The 16,761-nt window shown below is 33.2% G+C and carries 16 protein-coding genes; 8 read left to right on the forward strand and 8 right to left on the reverse strand.

What is annotated here, in order from left to right; translation table 11 throughout:
* Positions 1 to 49 precede the first annotated feature (49 nt).
* Positions 50 to 2,368 (forward strand): DEAD/DEAH box helicase, encoded by a 2,319-nt coding sequence (locus tag Q4P18_RS00290; protein ID WP_303334336.1) that lies wholly within the window; start codon positions 50 to 52, stop codon positions 2,366 to 2,368.
* On the opposite strand, the gene Q4P18_RS00295 is transcribed toward Q4P18_RS00290, so the two are convergent.
* The 4 genes from Q4P18_RS00295 to hisS are packed head-to-tail and all read right to left on the reverse strand — an operon-like array spanning position 2,369 to position 6,716.
* Positions 2,369 to 3,115 (reverse strand): sugar phosphate isomerase/epimerase, encoded by a 747-nt coding sequence (locus Q4P18_RS00295; RefSeq protein ID WP_303334338.1) that lies wholly within the window; start codon positions 3,113 to 3,115, stop codon positions 2,369 to 2,371.
* 15 nt (positions 3,116 to 3,130) lie between these two features.
* Positions 3,131 to 5,002 (reverse strand): PINc/VapC family ATPase, encoded by a 1,872-nt coding sequence (locus tag Q4P18_RS00300; protein ID WP_303334340.1) that lies wholly within the window; start codon positions 5,000 to 5,002, stop codon positions 3,131 to 3,133.
* Between the two features lie 6 nt (positions 5,003 to 5,008).
* Complete coding sequence (hisI, locus tag Q4P18_RS00305; RefSeq protein ID WP_303334343.1) at positions 5,009 to 5,416, reverse strand: phosphoribosyl-AMP cyclohydrolase; 408 nt, start codon at positions 5,414 to 5,416, stop codon at positions 5,009 to 5,011.
* Position 5,417: 1 nt separating this feature from the next.
* A complete protein-coding gene (hisS, locus tag Q4P18_RS00310) occupies positions 5,418 to 6,716 on the reverse strand; it encodes a histidine--tRNA ligase (protein WP_303334344.1) in 1,299 nt (432 codons plus the stop codon).
* Between the two features lie 123 nt (positions 6,717 to 6,839).
* On the opposite strand from hisS, the gene Q4P18_RS00315 reads away from it, so the two are divergent.
* Positions 6,840 to 7,694, forward strand: coding sequence for a shikimate dehydrogenase (locus Q4P18_RS00315; RefSeq protein WP_303334346.1), 855 nt, complete (start codon positions 6,840 to 6,842; stop codon positions 7,692 to 7,694).
* A gap of 1 nt (position 7,695) precedes the next feature.
* Positions 7,696 to 8,391 (forward strand): ATPase, encoded by a 696-nt coding sequence (locus Q4P18_RS00320; RefSeq protein WP_303334348.1) that lies wholly within the window; start codon positions 7,696 to 7,698, stop codon positions 8,389 to 8,391.
* Here the strand turns inward: Q4P18_RS00320 and Q4P18_RS00325 are convergent.
* Both Q4P18_RS00325 and Q4P18_RS00330 read right to left on the reverse strand, forming a co-directional pair.
* A complete protein-coding gene (locus Q4P18_RS00325; protein ID WP_303334350.1) occupies positions 8,374 to 9,870 on the reverse strand; it encodes a replication factor C large subunit in 1,497 nt (498 codons plus the stop codon). The two genes, Q4P18_RS00320 and Q4P18_RS00325, sit on opposite strands and share 18 nt — an antisense overlap.
* Before the next feature lie 10 nt (positions 9,871 to 9,880).
* On the reverse strand, positions 9,881 to 10,828 hold the full coding sequence (locus Q4P18_RS00330) for a replication factor C small subunit (RefSeq protein WP_303334352.1): 948 nt from the start codon (positions 10,826 to 10,828) through the stop codon (positions 9,881 to 9,883).
* 148 nt (positions 10,829 to 10,976) lie between these two features.
* On the opposite strand from Q4P18_RS00330, the gene Q4P18_RS00335 reads away from it, so the two are divergent.
* From Q4P18_RS00335 to Q4P18_RS00350, 4 genes are all read left to right on the forward strand, one after another.
* Positions 10,977 to 11,951, forward strand: a complete 975-nt coding sequence (locus Q4P18_RS00335; RefSeq protein ID WP_303334354.1) for a M48 family metalloprotease — start codon at positions 10,977 to 10,979, stop codon at positions 11,949 to 11,951.
* Between the two features lie 18 nt (positions 11,952 to 11,969).
* On the forward strand, positions 11,970 to 12,695 hold the full coding sequence (locus Q4P18_RS00340; RefSeq protein ID WP_303334356.1) for a tRNA (adenine-N1)-methyltransferase: 726 nt from the start codon (positions 11,970 to 11,972) through the stop codon (positions 12,693 to 12,695).
* Between the two features lie 33 nt (positions 12,696 to 12,728).
* On the forward strand, positions 12,729 to 13,088 hold the full coding sequence (locus Q4P18_RS00345; RefSeq protein WP_303334358.1) for a putative zinc-binding protein: 360 nt from the start codon (positions 12,729 to 12,731) through the stop codon (positions 13,086 to 13,088).
* A 78-nt stretch (positions 13,089 to 13,166) separates the two neighbouring features.
* The gene (locus Q4P18_RS00350; protein WP_303334360.1) at positions 13,167 to 14,192 is read left to right on the forward strand and encodes a hypothetical protein; all 1,026 of its coding nucleotides are present in this window, start codon (positions 13,167 to 13,169) and stop codon (positions 14,190 to 14,192) included.
* Positions 14,193 to 14,257: 65 nt separating this feature from the next.
* Here the strand turns inward: Q4P18_RS00350 and Q4P18_RS00355 are convergent, their stop codons facing one another.
* Both Q4P18_RS00355 and Q4P18_RS00360 read right to left on the reverse strand, forming a co-directional pair.
* Positions 14,258 to 14,647: a C-GCAxxG-C-C family protein gene (locus Q4P18_RS00355; RefSeq protein WP_303334362.1), complete on the reverse strand. Its 390-nt coding sequence runs from the start codon at positions 14,645 to 14,647 to the stop codon at positions 14,258 to 14,260.
* Between the two features lie 8 nt (positions 14,648 to 14,655).
* A complete protein-coding gene (locus Q4P18_RS00360) occupies positions 14,656 to 15,843 on the reverse strand; it encodes a redox-regulated ATPase YchF (RefSeq protein WP_303334364.1) in 1,188 nt (395 codons plus the stop codon).
* Positions 15,844 to 16,073: 230 nt separating this feature from the next.
* Here Q4P18_RS00360 and Q4P18_RS00365 point away from each other — a divergent pair, with 230 nt between their 5' ends.
* The gene (locus tag Q4P18_RS00365; protein WP_303334366.1) at positions 16,074 to 16,712 is read left to right on the forward strand and encodes a cobalt-precorrin-7 (C(5))-methyltransferase; all 639 of its coding nucleotides are present in this window, start codon (positions 16,074 to 16,076) and stop codon (positions 16,710 to 16,712) included.
* Positions 16,713 to 16,761 lie beyond the last annotated feature (49 nt).

Below are 16,761 nucleotides of genomic sequence, written 5' to 3' on the forward strand. Positions count from 1 at the left end.
CAAATGCTCCGTTATACTTTTATAAATATAAAAAAATAATATTTAAGATATGGCAAACTATATTGAACATCCATTGATTAAACCTGATTCTATTGAAGCTAGATTGTATCAGCAAATTTTAGCAGGGGATGTATTAAAAAATGGAAATACTATGGTCGTTGCACCTACAGCTTTAGGTAAGACAATCGTGGCAATCCTTGTTGCATCTGATAGATTAGAGAAGGTTAAACATTCTAAGGTATTAATTCTTTCTCCTAGTAAGCCATTAGCTATTCAGCATGAAAATAGTTTTAGGGAATTTTTAAATGTACCATGTACTTCTATTACAGGAGCTACAAAATCAGAAGATCGTGTTAGAAGATGGGAAGAGTCCCAGGTAATTTCTGCAACTCCACAAACCATTGAATCTGATTTATTGAATGGAAGATATACTTTGGACGATGTATCATTGATTGTTTTTGATGAATGCCATCATGGTGTTGGTTCTTATTCTTATGTCTATCTGGCTTCAAGATATGTAAAAGAATCAAACTATAATCTTATTTTAGGCCTTACAGCTTCCCCAGGTTCAGATACGAATAAAATAAAGGAAGTTTGTGAGAACTTATACATTCAAAATATTGTTGTTAAAAGCGAACAGGACAAGGACGTTAAGCCTTATTTGAATCCGGTAAAAATTGACTGGATCAAAATTAAGATGTCCGATGAGCTTAATAAAATCAAAGAGCTTGTTAATAAATCTTTAAAAACAAGGCTTAAGGCTCTTAAAAACATGAAAGTGATTAACACTATTTCTGTAACAAAAAGAGATATATTGAAGGCAAGGGCCAGAGTTCAAAATACCATTGCTCGATCCGCAAGTCCGAAAAAGGAATGTTATAGGGCAATATCTCTTTTAACTGCAGTCATTAATCTTCAACACTCTCTAGAACTTATTGAAACACAGGGAGTTTCTACTTTTAATAAGTATGTAGGACGTTTAAGAAAAAAGAAAACAAAGGCAGCTAAATCTTTATTGATGGACGATAATTTTGGAAAGGCAGTTGTGCTTTCAAGACAGGCGGAAAAGGATGGTCTTGAACATCCAAAATTAAATAGATTAGTTAAAATCCTTAAAAATGAATTGTCTATTGATGGGCAAACAACTCTTCAATCAGAAAGATTTACGGACAATCAGAATAATAAAAATTCTAAAATCATTGTTTTCACCCAATATAGGGATACTTTAGAAATAATTCACGAAAGGCTTGAAAAAGAAGGAATCAAATCAGCTAAATTCTTTGGCCAGTCAACAAAAGAAGGTCAAAAAGGATTAACTCAAAAAAAACAAAAAGAAGTTATTAAATCTTTTAGAAAAGGGGAATTTGACGTTCTTATATCCACAAGTGTGGCTGAGGAGGGTATTGATATTCCTGCTGTTGATCTTGTTATTTTATATGAGCCAGTTCCTTCTGAAGTTCGTATGATTCAAAGAAGAGGTAGAACCGGTCGTAAACGGACAGGAAAGGTCAAGGTTCTTGTTACAGAACAGACTAGGGATGAAGGATATTATTGGGCTTCCATTAATAAAGAAAAAAGAATGAAAAGTCAATTAATTGATCCTGATGTTTTAAAAGAACTTAATGAAACTGCTATTCAGAGAATGGATTCAGAGAAGAATGTTAAAATTCTTGAAAGAGAAATAAATAAAACTCAAAAGCCAGTAATATATGCCGATACTAGGGAAGGAAACTCTAAGGTTATTCGTCATTTACATGAGATGGGTATGGACGTTCAAGTTAAAACCATGAGCGTTGGTGATTATCAGGTTAGTGATGAGGTAGCTATCGAAAGAAAAACAGCAAAGGATTTTGTCGATTCTATTCTTGATAAACGACTTTTTAAGCAGGCTAATGATTTAAGGGAAGAATTTAAGAAACCTATTATAATTCTTGAAGGTGATAATTTTTATTCAGGTTTTATCAATCCCAATGCTATTAGGGGTACGATGGCTTCAATAGCGCTAGATTTTGGAATAAGCATAATTCCAACTAGGAATTCTCAGGATACTGCAGCCATGCTTAAAAGGATTGCTATTCGCGAACAAAAGGGTGAAAAATCTCAAATTAGTATCAGAACCGAGAAAAAACCAGTTAATATGTGGGAACAGCAATTATTTATTATTGAATCTCTTCCGAATGTGGGTCCTGTTAATGCAAAAAGACTTTTGGAACACTTCGGTTCGGTGTCTAATGTAATCAATGCATCTGAAGAGGAGTTGCAAAAAGTAGAGGGCATTGGTAAAAAAATAGCTAAAAACATCAGAAAAGTTGTTGATTCTAAATATTTGCATTTCAAAGAAGAAATAAAAGATAAAAAATTAGTTTGATTACACTAATTTTTTTAGATATTCTAAACTATTTTTGACAGAATCACTATCATTTACTTCAATAGTATATATGCCATTATAATTTTTATCTTCAAATTTTCTTATGATGCGTTTTAAATCAATAGAGCCTTCACCTAATGCATAATGGGCATCATCATCACCATTATTATCGTGTATATGTATGTGTTTAACTCTATCAAAATACATTTCATCTGGGGCATGACCACTGTGGTAGGCATGACCAATATCTAAAGTCATGAACATATCAAAATCTTCAAGTGTCTGATTTAATTTCTCCATATTCTGATACATATGGCCTTCAAATGCAGGCATATTCTCAATGGTCGCCTTTACTCCTAAATCATCCCCATATGCTCCAAGCTCTTTTATTGCTTCATCTGCAAGGTCATAAATGTGGTCTTCAAAATCCCTTCCAAGAAATGGAATGGATCCAGGATGGACTACAACAATATCTGAATCTAATTTATTTGCAAGGTCAATGGATTTTTTTATTTCATCAATTGAAGCTTGCCTAATCGCTTTATTGAGTGAAGCTATATTAATATTCACAATTGGAGAATGAATACTATATTTTAAATTATATGATTCTAATGAATCGACATCAATTTCATCATTAGGGTACTGATGTAATATTTCTGCATAATCAAGACCTAATTCTTCAAAATAATCTAAATTATTTACTAATTTATCTTTAAATCCAGATAATGTTGATGCTCCAATCTTCATTTTCAATAACCTCATTTATTTTCTAATAGCAGTAACAATTTCACCAGCATCTATAGAATCAACTATTAAATCTGAAAGTTCAATTCCTTTTTTGATTTTGATTTCTCCTTTTTTACTGGTTGTTGCAGTTAAAAGATATTCTTCACCTATATAAACATCGAAGTTTTCTCCATCATTGGATTTACCCATATTTAAAATAATCTGTTTTGAAGTTTCAATAACTTCAACTTCCACCCTCTTATTGAGTGGGATGTGGGCTTTGCTGTCCTCTAAAACTTCAACACCTAAACTAATTCCAATTTCATTTTCAATTTCGGCTATTCTAGCTCCGTTTTTTCCAATGATTTTAGGAACATATTTTTCATTTATATAGATATTCGCCCTATTTGGTGAGACAATTTCAACGTCTACTTTGGATTTTGGAATTATCTTTTTGATTTTCCTTAGAATTTCTTTTTCAGCTATTAAATCTACAGAAGATTTTATATTTTCTTCATTTTTATTTTCATTTACTAATCCTACATCCATTACGATGGTTTGTTCTCCGTAGGTGTAAATTTCATGTTTGAGTTCTCCAGTTTCAAAATCACGGATTTCAATTACTGGACGAGCTAAATCCGCTTCCTGCATACCTGAAGGAACTTTAACGGTCATTTTTGTTTCATAAACAGCTTTGATTTCACCATCTTCTATGTAAATGCTTGTATCTACTACAGATGGAATAACACCAAGCTCTACTCTTGATGAGATCCTTTGGATAGCATCAATTGGACGGGTTGCATGAACAACACCAATCATTCCGACTCCAGCCATTCTCATATCTGCAAATATTGTGAAATCTTTTGTTTTTCTAAGTTCGTCATATACGGTATAATCTGGCCTTACAAGAAGAAGAACATCTGCTGTATTTTCCATATCTCCCTCTAGTGGAGCATATTGTGATACAGAATCAGGTAATTGCAAATCTCTTGGTGATTCCATTGTTTTAACAACTTTGGATTGGTCATTATAATAATTAGCTAATGCCTGTACGAAAGTACTTTTACCTGCTCCTGGAGAACCAGATACAAGAATACCTTCAGCACTTTCTCTTATTCTTTTCATTAACTTATCAGAAATATCATAATCATCTAATGTTCTTGTTGTAACAGGTCTAACAACAGTAATCTCCATGCTGTCTGCAAATGGTGGTTTTGCAAGAGCTATTCTATATTGTCCAGCTTGTATAACTGCAGAACCATTTCTTCTTGATTCTAAAAATACTTTTGAATTATTTCTAGCAGCTCTCAATATTTCCTCGTTATAATCATTAATTTGTTTTAAAGTTGATGGTTTATTGTCAACTTCTACTAACTTAATTTCTCCAGGCTTTCCTTTTTTAGCCAATGGAATTACACCCTCTTTTAGGTGTATGGACATTGTATCTTCATCAAAATACTTTTCAAAACTAAATTCGAGAATTTCATCTTCATGGCTTTGTTCTACATAGTATACAGGAATTCCTTGAGCCTTTGCAGTTTCTGCTTGGACTTTATCGTTTGTTATTAAAGTTCCAAACTCACTGCGCGCTACATCACGAATGATAGCATCAATTTCGCCTGCTTTTGCATTTGCAATGTCATAATTGGTTGGGCGTTTTCCCTTAAATGATATTATAAGCTCATTTTCATCGTTTGCTTCTTGAAGTTTTTGAAGTTCTTTTAATCCATCAAAACCTTGTGTCATGTTTGAATTTGCTTGATGTTCTAATTCACAAACAACCGCTTCTGGAACAATGATTTCAGGATAATCAATGTCTTCTTCTTCAATAAGTTTTGTAATTGCACCGTCTACAACAGCACTTGTATCTGGAACTATAGTTTTTAGTTCATATGTCTCCAATTTCATCTCCCCCTAATATATCTCATCTGGATTAAATAATCTTTCAGATATTACATCTATATCTTCATTATTAAGTCCAAGTATATTAGGTTTATTATTTATATTTATTTTTCTAAAGAAACAGGAATAATATCCTTCATGACATGCTGCTCCGGTTTGTTTGATTTTTAAGATTACTGCATCCATATCGCAATCCACAAGAATTTCTTTAACTTCCTGTACATGTCCTGAACTTTCTCCTTTTAACCATTGTTTGTTTCTAGAAGTACTCCAATAATGAGCTTTTCCAGTTTCAATAGTTTTTCTAAGAGCTTCTTCATTCATATTAGCTACCATTAAGATTTCATTTGTTTCGTAATCTTGTGCTATGGCAGTAATAAGTTTTTCTCCGTTTATTTCATGTCTAAAATTAATTTTCATTTTATTCATCTCCTTTTATTGCAGTTGTTAGATTATCTATATCTATTAAATCTTGATCTCCGGTCTTCATATCCTTTAATGTGACTTTATTTTCTTCAAGATCATTTGGTCCGATAATAGCGACCTTTTCTACTTTTAAGTTATTAGCATAATTCATGAGTTTTTTGAACTTTTTACGATTTAAATCAACATCACATGAAATTCCACTTCTTCTAAGTGTTTGGGCAATTTCAAAGGCTTTGGAACGTACGCTGTCATTAATTGGAGCTACATATACATCGATATGGGATTTTAATTCTTTTTCGTCTTGAAGTTCTTCAATAGCATTCATTAATCTGTCAAATCCAAATGCAAATCCTGTGGATTCAATTTCCTGACCTCCAAACACTTTAATTAAACTGTATGTTCCACCACCACAAACCTGTTTTTGAGCTCCAAGTTCAGGGATATACACTTCAAATACAATTCCAGTGTAATAGTCAAGCCCACGAGCCACTCCAAGATTAATTGTATAGTTGTCAACACCAAAAGCATTTAAATTTTCTACAAGTTCTTTAAGTTCATTAAATGCAGCTTTTGGCTCTTCATATGGTTCAATCAATTCTTCAATATCTTTTAAAATGGATTTGTCTCCAACAAGATCAATTAGTTTAATTAAGACTTGATTCAATTCATCATTTTCAATTAAAGGATTTTCACCAACTAATGATTCTTTTAGAAGTTCTTTATCTCCTTTATCAATAACGACCATTACTTCCCTTTGTGTTGAGGTATCAATATCGAAATGTTCAAACAATCCTCTAATAATTCCCAAATGATTTACATTAATGTCTGCTGTTGTAATTCCAAGTTCATTTAATGAATCATTACACATTGCAATTACTTCAGCCTCACCTTCTGGAGATTTGGCACCTATCAATTCACATCCGAACTGCCAGAATTGTCTAAAACGACCTTTTTGAGGTCTTTCATATCTAAAACAACTTCCATAATAATAAAGTTTAATAGGCTTGGAGGAAGTTTTTTGAAGTTCGTTAAGATATAATCTAGCTACAGGTGCTGTTATCTCTGGCCTCAATGCCAATTCTCGATCAGATTTATCTTTGAAGTTGTATAGTTGATCTACTATTTCTTCTCCAGACTTAGTTGTAAAAAGTTTTAATTCTTCGAAAAGGGGAGTTTTAATCTCCTGATAACCATAATTTTCAAAAACGTTTCTTAAGGAACTTTCAGCTTCTTTTCTAAGCCTCATTTCATCAAAAAGAAAATCTCTTGTTCCTCTAGGTTTGTTAAATTCCATTCTTTAGCTCCAATTTTTATAATATTTATAATATGTTTATCTTTATTAATAAAATTAATATCTAAAACCACAACATATTGTTAATCCTAAACTATTTTATGTATTAAATTAATATTTTTTATCATGACAATTAAAGGAAGTACAAGTGTTGTTGGTTTGATAGGAAATCCTGTTGAACATAGTTTTTCCCCTCCTATGCATAATGCGGCTTTTAAAGCGCTTGGAATGGATTATGTTTATGTTGCATTTGATGTATTGCCTGAAAATGTAGGAAATGCAATAAAGGGAGCAGAATCACTTAATATTAAGGGTTTCAATGTTACAATTCCTCATAAAATCGAAGTAATGAAACATTTAAATGAAATTGATGATGTTGCTAGGTTGATTGGTGCTGTTAACACCATTGATTTTAAAAATCTTAAAGGATACAATACTGATGGAATTGGGGCCATAAAAGCCATAAATGAAGCAACTGACATTAAGGATAAAAAAGTTGTTTTGGCAGGTGCAGGAGGTGCTGCAAGGGCAATTGCATTTTACCTTGCAAAGGAAAATCCTGAGGAAATAGTCATTTTAAATAGAAACACTGAAAAGTCAGACAATTTGGCTCATGATGTGGCAAAATCAAAATTAACCGACAATGTCACAAGCGACTCAATTAACGCCATCGAAAAATATCTGCGTGATGCTGACATTCTTGTAGACAGTACTCCTTTAGGGATGTATCCTCATGTGGATGATGCTCCAATAGCCACCGCTGATATGATGCATGAGGATTTGGTTGTTAATGACATAGTCTACAACCCAAATGAAACAGTTCTTCTAAAGGAAGCTATAAAGGCAGGAGCCACTCCAGTTTATGGCATTAAAATGTTGCTTTACCAAGGGGCTGAAAGTTTTAAAATTTGGACAGGTCAAGAGCCACCAATCGATGTGATGGAAAAGGCTTTAAAAGAAACACTTAATATTGCTGATTAAAATGGATTTAATATTTGATTTCGTAAACATGGAAGAAGAAGAAAAATTTGGCGATTCCAAGGAAGATGTTCTAAAATTTCTAAAAATAATTGGTGTAGACACTCGTTTTGTTAGTTACACTCAAAATAAGATTTATATTAATAACTTAAGATTTTCAAAGTTTTCTAGGAAACGGGAGAACACTTTTTACAACCAGTATGATGATATTGAGATTGTCAGATCAAGCCTATTTCAAAAGATATGCTCAAAATCATCTAAGGTATTGGCCAACATGGAACCAAAGGACAGGATATTGGTTTCAAAAGATGGTTCTCCATTAAACGAATTAATGTATATAATTCTAGAACCTTACACTAGAAAATATGGTGTTGAACTGGTTTCTGAAGGGGAATATGACTTAATGGCCGAAGCAGTAACATTGGATGATGAAGTCGGAAGAATATTTTCAGATATCTTTGATGGAATTGGAATTGATTTTGCAAGAAAAAAGGAAAATGCCATTTATCCTCTAATTAACGTTCCATTGGAATGGATAAACGATTTTCTTGAAAACGACAATAAAGAAAAAGTTGTTGAAACTCCAATCAGTTTAAGTGGCGAGTTCATGGAGTTTCTAGAGGATGTGGCTCCTCAATATAAGGATAATGTTTTAAAAGCAGCGAGTTTCATAGAAGAAAAATTAGAAGCTGAAAAGTGATGTTTGAACATCCTTTTTCTTTTTAGGCTTTTCTTCAACTTTCTCTTCTTCAACTTCATCTATCTCCTCTTCTTCTGGAATTTCTTCAACGAATTCCTCATCGAAGAGTTCATCAGCAGTTTCTTCAACACTTTCGCTAATTTCCACTTCTTTTTCAGCTATTTCGCCGGCTTCTTCAATTATCTTGTTGGCCAATTCTTCATTTCTTCTTTTTCTTTCTTCGTCATGCAATTGACCTTTTAGTTTTTCCATTTTTGTAATTACTTTTTTAGGGATTTTCTTTTTCCTGAATCTTTTTATTTCATCTTCATCAAGACCTAAAAAGTCAGATATCTCCCATGCGAGCTCATCATTTGAAAACATTATTTCTAAATAAGGAAACATTGAAATTGCAACGGCATTTGAAATGTGCATTTTTTTACTCATTTTATCAGCTATTACATCTCTTAAATTTCTTTTTCCACGAGCACGGCCCATTTTAGTGAATATGGTAGGTGTCATTATTTTAGAGAATCCACCATATTTTTTCTCTTTAGAATTGGATACTCCCACTCCCATAAAATCAGATGCATATTTCCAGTATCCGTAATTTCTGCTTCTCTGCGCTCTTCCAAAGTATAGATCTGCTTTAGCTAAGTTTTCATAAGCTCTTTTCAAATCCTCTTTTTTCTTATATCTTCTTGGAACATTCTCAGCAATATATTCCATTACAAGTGTTGGATCCTCTTCCACTCTTAATGCGTTTTTGACTTTTGATGGTGTTTGGCTATTTAATGTAATTCCAACTGCATCAAAAATAGTGGAGCGTTCATCCTTTTTGCTCATTTTTTCAACATCTTCCAGCTCTAAAACTTCTTCCTCATTAGCCAATGCTTGGAATGTGTTTAATGCAGAACGCATATCTCCTTGGGATCTTTTTGCTATTTCATTTAAAGCTGCAGGATTGGCTTTAATGCCTTCTTTTGCAGCTATCTCTTTTAGAAGTTTGTTAATGGAAGGACTTCTTATTTTTTTCATTTTAATAACTTGGCATTTTGTTTTAATGTTTGTTAGACGTTTGCTGTAAAAATCATTAGCTATTAAAATCAAAGGGTGCTTTGAGTTTTTGATAATCTTTCCAATAGCTGCAACTCCTCCTCGGTCATTAGTTCCATGAATGCCGTCCACTTCATCAAGAATGATGACCTTATGATCATTTGAAAAGAATGATCTTGTTGCGGAGGATTCTCCTACTGTACTTAATATTATGTCTTGGGAACGTTTGTCTGATGCATTAAGTTCTACGCATTCTCCAAATTGGTCCCCTATCAAATGAGCTAAGGTTGTTTTCCCAATACCTGCCGGACCAACAAGCAATAATGGTTTTTGAGGTTTGCCTTCTTTCCATAGATTAATCCAGTTTTGTATTGTTTCTTTTTCTTTGTTGTGACCAACAACATCTTCTATGGTTTTTGGGCTGTATTTCTTTGTCCATAACATAGGCATACACTTATAGGAATTGGGTTAATAAAGCTTCAAGTTGTATTCTAGGATTTGCTCCTTCACGTATTCTGAAATCACAGTTCGCGATGGCTTCAATTAAATCAATATAGATATCTGCACTCATTCTGCCTTCGTAAACTCTTTTTGATACATCAGAATATATTTGAGTTACCATATCTTCACCACTGACACCTTCTAGAACCATTGTGTCTCTTAGAATGTCTCTTGCCTTCAAAAAGTCTCCAGACAGTGCTGATGTTATCATTTCACTAATATTTTGAGGTTTTGCTTTTGACACAACTGCATATACGGCGTCTTCAGTTACTCCCTCTCCTTCAGACGCACTGGCTTGCAAAATATTGATGGATTTACGCATGTCTCCTTCTGAGAAGTATACGATAGATTCAAGACCTTCGGGAGTATACTTTACATTTTCCTGACCGCATATATATTCAAGCCTTTTTACAACATCTCTTTCATTTATTGGTCCAAATCTAAAAATAGCACATCTTGATTGGATGGGGTCAATGATTTTAGATGAATAGTTACATGAAAGGATAAATGAGGCTGTTTTTGTATACATTTCCATTTCACGACGAAGAGCATGTTGAGCGTCTTTTGTCATGTTATCCACTTCATCTAAAAATATTATTCTAAAAGGAGCACCTACAGGTTTCAATCTACAGAAATTTTTTATATTGTTTCTTACAGTTTCAATTCCTCTTGCATCGGATGCATTCAATTCTAAGAAGTTTTGTTTCCAATATTCTCCTAAAATGGATTTTACAAGAGCAATGGCTGTTGTGGTTTTTCCAACACCTGCCGGACCTGTAAACATGAGGTTTGGCATACTGGTGTCTCCAACATATTTTTCAAGTCTACTTATAATTGCTTCTTGACCTACGATATCATCTAAAGTTTGAGGCCTATATTTTTCTACCCAAGGACCGCTCATAAAATCACCATTAAATTCAAAATAATTTATGTTTTTTTATAGTAATAATTATTTTGATATGTTGGTTTTTTAATTGAATAAATCGAATTTTTTATATTATCCGAGTTTCATAATTATATATAATATCGAATATTAAGGTGTATTTAAAATGAATGGTACATGGAAACTTAGATTGAGGCTTTGGATAGTCTCTCTTTTAATGTTCGCAATTGTTTTTGCAATTATTGTGCTTGCTTGCACTCTTACAGGTTATAGATTTGGATTTGGAGGATACTTTTTAATCAGTATTGGAATTATTTTCTTGCAATACTGGTTTGGACCTTCACTTGTAAAACGCACTATGAGAGTAAGGCCTCTTTCTAAAGCAGAATCACCTAAGATTTATGCTATGGTTGAAGAGATGTCTTCAAAAGCAGGCATTCCAACACCGGAAATAGGGGTGTCCGAAATAGGAATTCCTAATGCATTTGCATATGGAAGATCAAAAGGTAGTGGACATATTGCTGTAACAGCACCAATTATAAATCTTCTTGATGATGATGAACTAAAGGCGGTTATAGGTCATGAAATAGGCCATATTAAACATAATGACATGATTGTCACTACTGTTATTAGTGTATTGCCTATGATTTGTTATTATCTTGCGTTGTCTTTCTTATTTTCAAGAGACAATAATGAAAACGCAGGTATCATGATAATTATTGGAATCGTTGGTTATGGTGCCTACCTATTGGGTCAGCTATTGGTATTGTTTGTTTCAAGAATAAGGGAATACTATGCTGATCAGGCTAGTGTGGAACTTGGAAACAAACCGTCAGCATTGGTGTCTGGACTTTATAAATTGTCCTATGGTGCGGCAAGAGCTAGTGATAAAACTATTAAGGATGTAAGTACTAACAGGGCTTTCTTTGCAAATGATATTAATCATGGTGATAGGGATGTTGCATGCTTCCAACAAATAGATTTTGATCATGATGGTAGGATATCTGATGAGGATTTAGCTAAATTCTACAGGGCGGAAGTTGTTAACTCATTTTCCGACAATTTCACAGAATTATTCTCAACACATCCTGATAGTTTAAAAAGAGCACGTAGATTGGCGGAACTTGAATTTGAAAAATAGGTGGACGATAGCTTGAAAATGATATTGGATGAACGTGGAAAAAAATACGTCCTTAAAGAAGGAAAGGAATTCCAAAGCGATTTGGGTATAGTCTCTGCCGAACAGATATCTTGTGCTGAAGTGGGTGATGAACTCAAAAGTCATTTGGACCATACTTTTAAAATCATAAAACCTACTGTAAATGATTTCATTGAAATAATGGATAGACGTTGTTCTATTTTAATTCAGAAAGATATTGGGACTGTTTTAGCTAGAACAGGTCTTGGTGCTGGGGACAGAGTTGTAGATTCTGGAACTGGTGCTGCTGCTATTGCATTGAACTTTGGAAATGTGGTAGGTGAAACAGGGCAGGTTTATACCTATGAAATTAGGGAAGACTTTGCAGAAGTTGCACGAAAAAATATAGAAAATTTCGGTATCAATAACATTGAAGTTAAAAATAAAGATATTAAAGAAGGAATTGATGAAACAGATATTGATTTAGTATTTTTAGACCTTCCGAAACCATTTGAAATATTTGAGGACGTTTATGACACTTTGAAGCTTGGAGGATGGTTGGCGGTTTATGCACCTTATATTGATCAAGCCGAAGTGGCTTATAGAGTGGCCAAAAAATTGGGATTCTTTGATATTGAAATCATTGAAACACTTGAAAGAGGTCTTGAGGTTAGACCTCAGGGAGTAAGGCCTAAAACTCGAATGGTAGGACATAGTGGATATCTTCTTTTTGCAAGAAAGCTTTAGATTTTCTGTTTTTTATTTTTTGGGGGTAATTCAATGGATGAAAAAATGGCTCTGGCGTCATGTACTGGCATGTCTGCTTTAGGATTGATTTCAAGAGCGGCTGTAAGTGATTTGGTTGGAGAAAATGAGGACCTAATTTCTATTTGCATCACATCAACGGCTTGTGATAAAAAAGCTGCTTTAAGTTTAATAAAGCGTTTTCCCATAATTGCGGTTAATGGTTGTAATAACAATTGTGTCAATAAAATTCTTGAATCTAAAGGAGTTTCTGTTAAGGAAACTGTTGATGTGAGTCAACATATTGACGATTATAATGCAAAAAATATTTCTCGATTGGGAGAAAATGAAAAACATGTTGATAGAATTAAAAATGAAATTAATAATCTAATATAATGAGTTAGATTTATTAATCTTCAATACACATATAATAACTATTTATACATAAAATCTTTTTTTAGGAGTTTTTAAATAATGGATAAGAAAATTTTAATTATTTCTATGGTGGCAATAGCAATAGTTTCTGCAGGGGCAGTGGCAGCTATTTCTATGAATTATGATCCAGAAATGAAAACTGCTAGTTTTGATGGTATTAAAATGAAAGTGCCTGTAAATGCTAAGTTTACAAAAACAGTTTCTGGATTTGAAGATACTAAATATGGAATTTCTGTGCAAACTTTCAAAAGCACTGATTCAATGTCTAATTATTTAAAATCGTTACATGGAGCAAAAATGGTTAGTTTAGCTAACTTGCCTACAAATGCAGTTGCTTTTGAACAGGGGGATTCAACATATATTTTAGTAACTAATGGAAAAGAAGGAATTTGTGTTGGTGCTTTGGATGAAGATTTGGATGTTCAAATGGCAAATAGTGTTGTATTTAATGATGGACAATCTAATAAGGTTAGTAAAGGGCCATTAGGAATTGGTTCAAAACATCAACCGAAAATCGATGTTGATTTCATTTTTATAGGCAAAATCATCAAACAGGTTAACAATGATCAATTCAACATGAATAATTTATCAATCGCTGTCAATCGTTCTAATGAATTATCTAATTTAACAGATGATGCTAACAATGATAATAATCCAAACAATGACTTGGCTGTTGATGGCAATCCAATAGAAAATGACAATTACAATACTGTAAATAATAATGCAACTGATGGTATTGGTTTTTTCAACTCTCCAGGTATGGAATTGATAGGTGATCTTGGAGGAAATTCTAATTCCTACGATTCTGGTGATATGGGAAACGACATTGTAAATCCAAATAGCGCCATATCTGACGATTCATCTAATCCTGATTTAAAAAATGATGAATTGACCGAATCAGAATGTAGGGAACTTGTCGAAAATGAACTTCCTATTGATTACTCAATATCTGATGTTAATCATGAAGGGGAATGTTATATTTTCGATATTGAAGATGAAGAAGGAAATTTTGTTGGAACAGTAACTGTTGATGCAATCACCGGCGAGATTACCGACAATATTTAATAAAAACATCCATTTCTTTTTTTTTTTATTTTAAATGTTAAAAAATAAGAAATAATGCATAAGCATTATTTTAATAAATCTGCAACTATTTCTCCTGCGTATACGCAACATTCAACACAAGGAGATTTGTCTTCACCATTTTTTGAAATTACTCCGCAGGTAACAGAAGTATACTCTTTTTCAAATTTTTCAAAAAGCTCTTTAGCATGGCTACTTATGGTAGGTCCATCTTTTTCAAGTAAACCCAAAGCCATTACTGCACCGGTAAGTGCACCGCAAGTTCCTTCAGAGAAGGTTCCTCCGATTCCACCACCAAAACCACTTGCCAAAATAGCCAATTCTTCTTCACTAATGTCGCATTCTCCATTTCTACAGAGTCCAATCAAAGTTGATTGTGCACAGTTTTTGTTTTCTCTTAAAGTTTCAATATCTTTTTTTACTAATTCTTTATCCATTTTTTCACCTATCTAGTTATTATACTGATTATATCATTATTTTCCAATTCATATTCACTTGATATTCTCATATTTTTACGTGCATCTACTGCATGCATAAAATTATCACCGATGTCTGTATGGACCATATAAGCTAATTCTCTTGGAACTGAACCTTTGCGGATAAGGATAGCATCTGGTAAAACATTCCCTTTTTGGTCAGTATATTTATGCTCATCTTCCACAGGATATACTACAATTCTTTCAAGTAAATCGAAAATGGCATAATTTAAAGCTTCCTGAACTCCTGTACTTCCATATTTTTCAAGAATATTTTCTTTTATATATGCTAATGCATTTTTTTGAGCTGTATTTAATTCATCTTCTTTAAGAATTTCAAAATCAGAATCTCCAGAGGTATATTTGATAAGTCCTGATTCTGCTGCTTTTACAAGTGCCATTTCAGATTGTGCTGAAGTTGGAATTACATTTGGGAATCTTTCACGTATTCTTTCAATATTTTCAGCAGCTGTTGGTAAATCTGCTTTATTTGCAACGATTAACATTGGTTTTGCAATATGCAATATGTTTTTTGTTAATTGGATGAAATCTTCTTCTTCCCATTTGGTATAGTCAGGTTCTATTGAACGCTTTGCTTCTATAATGTCTTCAATAGTTATTCCTGTTCCTGATAATTGGTCGTAAATGACTTTTGCAATGTCTAGTTTTTCAGCTTCAATCTTACGAACAAGCCTAGACCAGTTTCTATTTAAAATTCCATACATCCACATTACAATTTCATGTTCCATGAATTCCAAATCCTGAAGTGGATCGTAGCTTCCAGCTTCAACAGGCTGGCCTTCTGCATTTGTTGATCCTGATGCATCAATAACATGAATTAATACTTTTGCTTGCATTAAGTCATCTAAAAATTTATTTCCTAATCCTTTTCCTTCATGTGCTCCAGGTACAAGTCCTGCCACATCGATAAGTTCTATTGGAATTAATCTTTTTCCATCTACACAAATAGAATTTCTTGGATTACATGTAACATCCAGTTCTTTACATGGACATTCGCTAATAACATGTGCTACTGCTTTATTCGCATCAATAGTTGTAAATGGATAATTAGCCATTTCTACTGATGAAGAAGTAGCTGAATTAAAAAAAGATGATTTTCCAACATTTGGTTTTCCAGTTACTGCAATTTGTAGCATAATAATCACAAAATAATAATTAACTTATTTAATATTGGTTTTTAACATTTATATTTATATCCTATGATTTTTCGTATTGTTTTTTGCTTTATGGGATAATAGGATTGGGTATCACAATTTTAATCGGTCGTCTATTTAAATCAATATAGGTTAAAGGAATTCTTTATTTTAAAAAACACACAAAAAATTATTTATTTACAGTTCCAATATCATATAAAAGGAGAGATATCATGGCAGGTAAAATTTTCATAGTGGGCATAGGTCCAGGTTCAAGTGACTATTTGACTAAAAGGGCTTTGGATGTAGTTAAGAATGCAGACGTGACTGTAGGAAGCATCAGGGCAGTAGACCTGTTTGAGGACATACGGGAAAAAATTCCATTCAATGTGAAAAATTTGGTTGAAAAGTTAGAGGAAGCTGTGGAATTGGCCATTGGAGGCAAGACTGTAGCTATATTGTCAACGGGGGATCCTGGATTTTCAGGAGTTTTAAATACAGTTTTAAGAATAGCTGATGAAAAGGGTTTCGATGAAGGAAACATTGAAGTTATCCCTGGAATAAGCTCTCTGCAATTGGCCGCTGCAAAGACCCATATTCAATGGGACAATGCAAATGTAATGACGTTCCATGGCAGGGAAAACGTTGAGGACATTTTGGAAGTTATAAACAATGGAAAAGCAACAATTGCGCTTCCATCAAGAAAGGTAAGGGATATGGCCCAATTCCTGCTTGACAATGGAGTCAGTGAAAGTAGGGAAGTTACTGTTTGCGAAAGGCTAAGCTATGATGATGAGAGAATTGTCAATGCAACATTAAAAGAAATAGCTGACAGTGAATTTACCTATATGTGCATAATGGTTATTCACTAGAATTATTTAGTCTAAAAAGAAAATTTTATTTGTTATCTTCTAATTTACT

The organism is Methanobrevibacter sp. (genome assembly GCF_030539665.1).
Classification (GTDB): domain Archaea; phylum Methanobacteriota; class Methanobacteria; order Methanobacteriales; family Methanobacteriaceae; genus Methanocatella.